This is a genomic window from Trichococcus sp. ES5 (genome assembly GCF_900067165.1).
GTDB classification, from domain to species: domain Bacteria; phylum Bacillota; class Bacilli; order Lactobacillales; family Aerococcaceae; genus Trichococcus; species Trichococcus flocculiformis.
The window spans coordinates 22,518-30,932 of the sequence record NZ_FJND01000022.1; the positions used below are offsets into that span (position 1 = coordinate 22,518).

Below are 8,415 nucleotides of genomic sequence, written 5' to 3' on the forward strand. Positions count from 1 at the left end.
TCTAATTGATCTTGAATGAGTGATTATTTGAATAATTTTTTAAGTGTCTTGAATATATCAAAGGATGTCCGATTGTATACTTTGTTGTAAATTGCTTTCTTGGGATTTCTAAGAAAACCATATCCACGTGGCATCTTTATCCCTGCTCGGTGCACTACCTGTCTTTTAATACTGGTTCTTGCAGAGATTCTTCTCTTTAAGCTTGGTTTTCTAAAGCCAAATTTCAGGATACTACACCTTCTTCATCAAGAGGAACTCTGATTTCTCCGGACAAAAGTTTGGGGAGTAGAGAATCTCTTAAAGACTGAAGTGTTTCAATCTCTTGCATGTTGTTAAATATCTTTTCGATTATTACATCAGATATCTTTATAAACTCAGATAAAATTTCTTCATTTGGAATAGGGGTCTTCAAACGTTTTAAATCAGCTACTGTCACATGACCTAATCCAGTAGTTTGTTTATTAGAAGCGATATCCATAAAGACTGATTTGAAGTTTTTTAATAGAAAGTATATATAACTTTTAGAATAATCGTATGGCTCAACTTTAAAAATATGCTGATTTAAAATTCCTTGTTCTTTACTCCAAATGAAGATATCTATAGAAGTTTCTGGATTACCTGACCAGGAGAACAAAATATCTCGCTTTCTAAGATAATATTTTTTAGCCTTATTAGTTGTACCATTATAAAAACTAGTAGATTTTGAATATCCATTCTTTATTTCAACAATTTTTATTATTGGTATTCCTTCGAATTCATTAACTTCATTTTTCTTAAACGAAGTTCCGTTGATATAATCTGCGATATCATATAATGATGCTACTTCCCACCCCTTAGGTATCAACCCAAGTTCACTTTCAACCATTTCGCCACCACTGGACTTATATGATTCTCCATCTTCATTGGGAAATTCGAAATCCACGAACCATTGCTTAAATATTTCCTGTGCCATGTTCTCAAGGGTTTTGTTGATTTGGTTGTTTACATCTATTTTGTCATCTAGAGTCCGTAATACTTTTGAAATCGCTTTTTGCTCGGATAAATCAGGTAATGGAAGTTTTAGTGCAACTAAGTCTTTCTGGTACAAATGTGGAATAACAGAACCTTCAATTCTAGATTTTACTAGTTCCTTGAAATAGAAACTTGAAAAATAATAGTATAGGTAATCTACATCAATGCTGTTATCTTCAACTCTGATGACAAACAAACCAGAAGCTACCGTTGTTTTTTGCTCTAATGATCTAATGATTGCTAATTTACCAATTGTTCCATCTTTTGTCATTACGATATCATTAGGTTTCAGCATTATCTCTGGTGATTCTTCATACCTTTCCTCAGATATATAGCCACATCCAAACCAGTCAATATTGTTATTTACAACATTTGATCCATTGATAATTCTATAGTCACTTCTATCAATATACTCTGATTTTTTCAGACCTTTCCATCCAATCCGACCTTTAATATATAGCGAATCACCAATTGTATCGAAATCCCATTCTGATGGAATTAAACCAATGTCAGTATTCTTAAAACTCATACCCAATACCCCCAAGATTCTTTCTGATCTCGTCTTCTAGGTGTCGGGATTTAGCAAAAAGTTCCGCTAACTCTGCTGTCATATTTTCCATCTTCTCATCAAATGGGATGCCATCATCTTCTATATCTTCAATACCTACATACCTTCCTGGAGTTAGGACATATTCATGCTCTCTGATGTCTTCAATTGTAGCTGACTTACAGAAACCCTTAATATCTTCATATTCCCCACCGATATTTCGCCATTCATGATAAGTATTGGTAATCTTACTGATATCTTCTTCTGTTAGTTCTCTGTGTCGTCTATCAACCATTTTTCCTAGTTGTCGTGCATCAATAAAGAGAACTTCGTGCTCTCTTGATCTGAACTTCGGATTATCCTTTTTGTTTCTATTCAGAATCCATAGTGATACCGGAATACCTGTAGAATAGAAGAGTTTATCAGGAAGAGCTACAATGGCATCGACCATATCCTCTTCTAATAAATTCTTTCTGATTTCACCTTCGTTTGAAGTGTTCGTACTAAGTGAACCATTCGCAAGAACGATTCCTGCACTACCATTCGGTGCTAAGTGATAAACCATATGCTGAAGCCATGCGTAGTTGGCATTTCCTGCAGGTGGAATACCAAATTTCCATCTCACATCATCTGTGAGTTGATTGCCACCCCAGTCACTAATGTTAAATGGTGGATTAGCAAGGATATAGTCTGCCTTTAATGTCTTATGAAGATCGTGATGGAAGGTATCATCATGGTGTGGTCCTAGATTGGCATCCAATCCTCTAATAGCTAAGTTCATCTTGCATAGCTTCCATGTAGTTGAGTTCATTTCCTGACCATAGATAGACAGATTTTCGATTTTCCCTTGATGATCTTCCACAAACTTCTCGCTCTGTATAAACATACCGCCGGATCCACAGCAGGGGTCGTAGACTCTACCTTGGTAGGGCTCGATCATATCAACCAAAGTCTTAACTACGCTGGTTGGCGTATAAAATTCTCCTCCACCCTTTCCTTCAACACTGGCAAACTGGCCAAGGAAGTACTCATAAACTCTGCCAAGTAAGTCCTTTTCACCATTTTGATGAAGTTTGATAGTTGAGATAAGGTCAATCAGTTCTCCAAGTCTTCTCTTGTCAATTTCTGGCCTTGCATAGCGCTTATCTAGTACACCCTTTAGGGATAGATTTTCTTTCTCAATGAGAATCATGGCATCATCAATATACTGACCAATCTTAGAATCTTTTGCATTGTCTTTGATAAATGACCATCTGGCTTCTTTGGGAACCCAAAAGATATTCTCTGCTTCATACTCATCTCGATCCTCTTCAAAGCCTGCACCTTCTTCTACAAGCGCATTAAACTTTGTTTCAAATTTATCGGATATGTACTTAAGGAAGATCAGTCCCAGTACCACGTGTTTATATTCACTGGCATCCACGCTACCTCTCAGCTTGTCTGCCGCTTTCCAAAGTGTCTCTTCAAATCCAATGTTTCCTGTGTTTTCAGACATTAATATTCCCTCCAAATGTTTAATAGTTATGATCATCAAAGACTTCAAATATTTCACTTTCAAAGCCTTCTTGTTCCGGTTCGCTGCTTACCCAATCAGGTAAGACTTCGTAATAGTGGGCCAATGCTTCAACCGTTTTGTGTAGAACTGATTCATGCTGCACTTTTTCAAGTAGTTCTACGATCAGCTTATAGGTCTCCAAGTACGGATTATTATCTACTACATCCATCGTGGCCTTAAACTTAGATACCAGCTTGGCCTTTTCTATATCTCGCTCAATTGCATTCATTTCTTCTTTATCATAGATGGGAACTTCAACAAGATCATTAATCTCTCCCAAATAAAACTGCTGTTCATGCTTATTGATTACAGGCTTCAGATCTCTTTTCAGCTTTTCCTTCTGGATTTCTAACTGATCAATTACACTGAGTTCACGTCCAAAATAGGACTGATCAATACCAAAGAGTTCTTCTAATACTGGTAGATATTTCTTTGGAATGTTCTGTCGCCCTTTCACCCACATGTTTATATTTTGTTTTTTTATGCCAAGTTTTTCTGCAAGTTCTATATGTTGAAGATTATAGAGGTTTAAAATATATTCTAATCCTATCAAGTTCTCACCTCCTGGTGCAGGGCCAGACTCTCACCTAATATTTATTGTACTTCTTTTTATTGTCTCAGTAAATAAAAATGTAGATGTTTTCAAATTTTTTTACAATAATTCTATCCCCTCACCACGTTTTTGACAGTAATTCTATTAACTCGCAAGTCTTAAAGTAAATCTGGCCACTCAACCTTACATTCTGGTATTCTTGGATAAGTTTCATGAAATAAAAACCATGTGTGATCATTCCTCCAGCTTTTATCCAAATCTCAAATCACGGAATGTTTTTAAGTTACTTATGTTTCTACACTCTTATTTTCCCACCCTATACAGCTGAACGATAACGGAGTACTCAGTACTCCTTAAAAAAGAAGGGACAAAGCCATTTTATAGATTTGTCCCTTCTTTTCCCCCTACTCATAGGTATCATTTATTCATCTAATCTATTTTCCGGTTACATTCATCATACCCACAACCTGATTCAGATGGGCAGACACTTGCTCCAGGAAAGCTTTTTCCGATAAAACGCTAATCAGTTGGCCCTCCTGCTGCAAAGCTTCCACTTTTTGCATCTTCAGACTTCGCGGGTCTTCTTGAAAGAGATTAGTGTTCGCCTTTCCGACCACAAGGATGGTGGTATCTTTAGTGACAGCTGCTTGCGGCTTTCCTCCTAAGGCAGTGACTAATGCCTGCGCTTGTTTCCGAGACAACGTATCCAATTTACCTGTAAATACAATTTTTTCTCCTCGTAACATATGCGCGTTCTCCCCTTTTTCACAAGCTATCTGCTAGTCAGATCCGTTCTTTTCTTCTATTTTATCGCTATCGGAAGGGGGTTCGCAACAAGATTCGAACGTATATTCTTATTTCTAACCGGAAAGCTGCTATATATTTGAAATTGCGAGCTTTAATAAAGACCTCTAACAAAAACGGAGCGAAAATAAAGGATTTTGAGGCCTTTTCAAATTCAAACACAGATCCCATATCCATCAACTGACAAAAAAATCTCCCACCCTCACAGTCGATTCCTCAAAAACAAAAGAATAAAAGCAGTTCATAATCATTTTTTCGTTTTGTGTCGCCATACGCCCTGAACGATCCAACGGAGCCGGATCAGGGCTTTACCATTTCGGACTGTTCCATGGCAATCGACATGCGGGAGGCCCCTCCTTCGGTCCCACATGCTGCTATCCGGGAACAGAAATCAAAATCAAGAACCGCAAAAACTTTTTTCTCACTCCCTGGCGTCCAATCCAAAAAACTTTTTGTCTAAAGAGGCTCTACCCACTGAAGTGGCAAGAGCCTCTTTTTTCTTGATTCTGATTTTTCCTCATGAGCACTGGCTAGCCAACAAAACGGAAAAAATTCAGCTTTTAGCTCTCGCTTAGGCGTCACAAAACAAAAGGAGGAAATAAAATGACTCAAGGAAAATCAGAATTAGTAAGTGTCTATATCCACGGGATTTACAAAGGAAAAATTAAAGCAGACACGGAAACCATTGCCCACGTTGTAGCCGGAGCCCTTCCCTATGAAAATTACGCTATTGTGAAAGGATTTAACAAATTAGTCCTCACTACATTCGGGAATTTTTTGAATAATGTACCGGACCAAGAATGGTTGAAACGAGAATTATTGCCCATCCTGATTCCCTTGCAAATAGGCCAAGAAGACATTAAAAAAGTCACTTACCAATAACATAAGGCAGGATTTTCCGTTTTGAAATATAAGAGAGAGAAGGAAAAGAATATGACTAAAAAAGTAAAAGTGGAATGGAAACAAGAAGTGGTTACGGAGATTGTACGCGTTAAACAAATCGTAATGGAACGCCCTATACAATACCAGGACAACATTGCTTCCACCCATGAGGCGGGCCGATTTGGGGCAACTGAGATTGGAGATGAAGCCCAGGAGGTGGTCCTAGTGGTTATTCTGGATACGAAAAATAAAATCAATGCAATTCACCGTGTTTTCACAGGAAGTTTAAATACAAGCGTGGCTCACCCGCGAGAAATCTTTCGAAGTGCTTTACTTAACAACGGCGCCCGGATTTTAGTCTATCATAACCACCCCAGCGGCAACACAGAGCCCTCAGAAGCGGACCTTATCTTCACCAAACGTATGGAAGAAGCCGGGAGTATCCTCGGAATTGACTTGCTGGACCATATCATTGTTTCTGGTAAGGAATGGCTCTCACTTCGAGAATACGGACTTTTATAAACCAAAAAAATATCGAGTGGAAAATTGAAATTTCCACTCGATATTCTTTAGAAACGCTATTTCATATACGATTACAGGATACTCATGTCACTGCCTGATTTACTTCGGAAAAATCGTATAATATTAGGAATTTATTTATATATCTATATTATCCACCTCTATACATGCTCGTATAAATATCTGTTCATCAGAACGAGTATTGGCGACCGTATTCCTATACTATCTGCTAATACTCAAATAGCATGGTCTTTCTTGAACAATTACTGTTAAAAAATTGAAGGATACTTTCATAGCTAAAGTAATCACTTTGTCAGACAAACATTTTTTTGATGTCACTATAATGATAAAAACAGTCTTTATATAAGGACAGAAAATTTGAGTGCTACGTAAGTTCACCAAAAATAGAAGAATTCTTCCTTCTACGTTTACAGACATCCCAAGTTTCGACAATAGACTTGAATTTTATCTAAGCTAACAATATATTTAATAACCTTACATCAAAAGGTCTTTCCCGTTTATTAACTATATTTTTTTCCTTACCGGTATTCGCTGTGGAAGCTATTTAACTACCTATCCACAAGTTTATTTTAGGAGATTTTTTCATTCTTTTATCAGAATCATGTTACTCTCATTTTTTTATATAAATCTGCTTATTACCACTGGTTTTTCCATTTGATTCCACATCTGAAATTTTTTTATCCTCAACAAGAGCAAAGAAGTTTCTACCTGCTAATAAACGATCTTTTTTTTCAAAATGATTCCATTCAATTCCAGTAAATAAATCATTTAAAGAAAATTGAGTACCAGTAGGTAAACTAGATATTCTTTTTTTAGCTTCCCCAATTATATTCATGCTTTTCTTTTGACCTCCAATAACGTTAATGATATCATTAATCATATCAAAATAAAAAAAAAAAGTAAAATGAAAGGTTGTGTATTCCTATTGGCAATTAAAGATTCTGCCCATGTGGCAATTCATACGGCTGCAGTAGCTGCAGCAACTGTTTCAGCAAGTCCTATTCCTTTTTCAGATGCAGCTTTATTAATACCGATTCAAACAACGATGATTATGGCTATTTACAAAGCCTATGGTCAAGAAATTTCAGAAGGATTATTATCCGGTGCTGTCAAGTCTACTTTGATGTCTACTATTGGAAAAAGTGCAGTAGGTAATATTTTAAAGATGATCCCTGGAGTAGGAACAATAATGGGAGGCGTTATCAATGCAGGTGTGGCTGTTACCTTTACTGAAGCAATGGGCTTTGGAGTAGCTAATGCATTTGAAAAAAATACTGACGATAAGACTGTGGATATCATGGAAGTTTTAACTGATATTGGCTCAAACTTTAAAAAGAAATAGTTTTCTTAATTCGAACACTTAACTATTAGACATAATTATAGATTCACAGATTACTTACAAAAAATAATATGGTTTATTAAATATTCTTAAGCCGTCTTCATACAATAAATACTGATAACTTTAATAAAAATCTATATTAGAGATAGAAAGGATAATTTGTTATGACAGAAAAAAAAGACCCAAATAAGGCCCCTAGATATACTGGTGGACCGGTAGTTAAAACAGGTCCAACAGCAGGCCAAAATAGGACTAGAAACAATGACGGTAGTTGGCGGGCGAAGCGTTCAGATGCTGGTGTGAAAAGATCTTCCGGAAATAAAGAATAATTTTTGAAGATATATATTGATTTGAGAAGGAATATAACCTTTTTAAATACAGTAGATATCTAAGCATGTAAACTTGTACAATTAATATCCAAAATTTGTTTCTCTATTTGAAAGGATGGTAATTAATATGCGCGATCGCGATGATTGGATTAACGAGCATTATGATTGGACCACTGATTCTTTTGATGAAGAAATTCCTGAGGAATATAAATTAGATGATAGTGATTGGGATGACGATACACCGAGTGATAAATGGACTGAACGTAGAATGGAAGATTGAACTATTGAATTATTTATTTCTAAATAGTTCTTGCTCCACTTTTAGTATGTATTTATACGGATTTACTCATAGTAAATTAAAGACCGCCCTTCTTGTTTGATGGGCGGTCTTCTAACCTTCATTCCCGGATTATTATAACGTAGTACTAAAAAAGCCCTTAACTGCGGTCTTTTTCCCGACTTTTACAGTTTAATCAATCAAAAAGTGCTAGAAACGTTAATTTTATAATGTTTCTAGCGCTTTTCACTTGTTTTTATATTGTATATATGGATGTATATATGTTATAATAGCTGTAAAGGTGGTGTCGGAAATGTATCTTCAAATTTTCAAAAATCGGAATCAGGAATACGTGCGCATCGCGGAATCTTACAGGGATCCCGAAACAAAGAAACCAAAGATTCGCGTGATACAAAATTTTGGAAACAAAGAGAAGTTACTAGCGGAGAACCCCAACGCTATCGAAGAACTTCAGAAAAAAGTGGACCAGATGAACTTGGAAAAAGAACATACGGAAGTTTCGATGGCCACCCAACGCGTGAGCGCGTTTATCGAGCACGCCAGTGCTCAACCGAGTG

12 protein-coding genes are annotated in these 8,415 nt (G+C 36.5%); 6 read left to right on the plus strand and 6 right to left on the minus strand.

Annotated elements, in window-relative coordinates; genetic code table 11:
- Positions 1-23 precede the first annotated feature (23 nt).
- The 5 genes from TES5_RS15630 to TES5_RS12925 form a co-directional block, all read right to left on the minus strand.
- A complete protein-coding gene (locus tag TES5_RS15630) occupies positions 24-227 on the minus strand; it encodes a hypothetical protein (RefSeq protein WP_072763833.1) in 204 nt (67 codons plus the stop codon).
- Positions 224-1,540, minus strand: a complete 1,317-nt coding sequence (locus TES5_RS12910; RefSeq protein WP_072763825.1) for a restriction endonuclease subunit S — start codon at positions 1,538-1,540, stop codon at positions 224-226. The genes TES5_RS15630 and TES5_RS12910 overlap by 4 nt, the downstream gene beginning before the upstream one ends.
- Positions 1,530-3,053, minus strand: coding sequence for a class I SAM-dependent DNA methyltransferase (locus TES5_RS12915; RefSeq protein WP_068562401.1), 1,524 nt, complete (start codon positions 3,051-3,053; stop codon positions 1,530-1,532). Before TES5_RS12915 ends, TES5_RS12910 begins: the two co-directional genes overlap by 11 nt.
- A 19-nt stretch (positions 3,054-3,072) precedes the next feature.
- On the minus strand, positions 3,073-3,666 hold the full coding sequence (locus TES5_RS12920; RefSeq protein ID WP_068562402.1) for a helix-turn-helix domain-containing protein: 594 nt from the start codon (positions 3,664-3,666) through the stop codon (positions 3,073-3,075).
- A gap of 434 nt (positions 3,667-4,100) precedes the next feature.
- Positions 4,101-4,412, minus strand: coding sequence for a BRCT domain-containing protein (locus tag TES5_RS12925; protein WP_068562403.1), 312 nt, complete (start codon positions 4,410-4,412; stop codon positions 4,101-4,103).
- A 661-nt stretch (positions 4,413-5,073) separates the two neighbouring features.
- On the opposite strand from TES5_RS12925, the gene TES5_RS12935 reads away from it, so the two are divergent.
- Positions 5,074-5,352: a hypothetical protein gene (locus tag TES5_RS12935; RefSeq protein WP_083546558.1), complete on the plus strand. Its 279-nt coding sequence runs from the start codon at positions 5,074-5,076 to the stop codon at positions 5,350-5,352.
- 51 nt (positions 5,353-5,403) lie between these two features.
- Entirely contained in the window at positions 5,404-5,874 is a 471-nt protein-coding gene (locus TES5_RS12940; protein ID WP_068562405.1) for a JAB domain-containing protein, read from the plus strand.
- Between the two features lie 628 nt (positions 5,875-6,502).
- Here the strand turns inward: TES5_RS12940 and TES5_RS12945 are convergent.
- Positions 6,503-6,727, minus strand: a complete 225-nt coding sequence (locus tag TES5_RS12945) for a DUF1413 domain-containing protein (protein ID WP_178137856.1) — start codon at positions 6,725-6,727, stop codon at positions 6,503-6,505.
- 90 nt (positions 6,728-6,817) lie between these two features.
- On the opposite strand from TES5_RS12945, the gene TES5_RS12950 reads away from it, so the two are divergent.
- From TES5_RS12950 to TES5_RS12955, 4 genes are all read left to right on the plus strand, one after another.
- Positions 6,818-7,234, plus strand: coding sequence for a YcjF family protein (locus tag TES5_RS12950; RefSeq protein WP_068562410.1), 417 nt, complete (start codon positions 6,818-6,820; stop codon positions 7,232-7,234).
- Between the two features lie 161 nt (positions 7,235-7,395).
- Entirely contained in the window at positions 7,396-7,560 is a 165-nt protein-coding gene (locus TES5_RS15430) for a hypothetical protein (protein WP_178137855.1), read from the plus strand.
- 127 nt (positions 7,561-7,687) lie between these two features.
- Positions 7,688-7,840 (plus strand): hypothetical protein, encoded by a 153-nt coding sequence (locus TES5_RS15265; protein ID WP_157080416.1) that lies wholly within the window; start codon positions 7,688-7,690, stop codon positions 7,838-7,840.
- 310 nt (positions 7,841-8,150) lie between these two features.
- Positions 8,151-8,415 (plus strand): hypothetical protein (locus TES5_RS12955; RefSeq protein ID WP_198143355.1); only part of this gene is annotated, 265 nt, incomplete at its 3' end.

Bases quoted from the DNA above. Each gene is read 5' to 3' on its own strand.
- TES5_RS12910 (WP_072763825.1), bottom strand. From the start codon at position 1,540: ATGAGTTTTAAGAATACTGACATTGGTTTAATTCCATCAGAATGGGAT.
- TES5_RS12915 (WP_068562401.1), bottom strand. From the start codon at position 3,053: ATGTCTGAAAACACAGGAAACATTGGATTTGAAGAGACACTTTGGAAA.
- TES5_RS12925 (WP_068562403.1), bottom strand. From the start codon at position 4,412: ATGTTACGAGGAGAAAAAATTGTATTTACAGGTAAATTGGATACGTTG.
- TES5_RS12935 (WP_083546558.1), top strand. From the start codon at position 5,074: ATGACTCAAGGAAAATCAGAATTAGTAAGTGTCTATATCCACGGGATT.
- TES5_RS12940 (WP_068562405.1), top strand. From the start codon at position 5,404: ATGACTAAAAAAGTAAAAGTGGAATGGAAACAAGAAGTGGTTACGGAG.
- TES5_RS12945 (WP_178137856.1), bottom strand. From the start codon at position 6,727: ATGAATATAATTGGGGAAGCTAAAAAAAGAATATCTAGTTTACCTACT.
- TES5_RS15430 (WP_178137855.1), top strand. From the start codon at position 7,396: ATGACAGAAAAAAAAGACCCAAATAAGGCCCCTAGATATACTGGTGGA.
- TES5_RS15265 (WP_157080416.1), top strand. From the start codon at position 7,688: ATGCGCGATCGCGATGATTGGATTAACGAGCATTATGATTGGACCACT.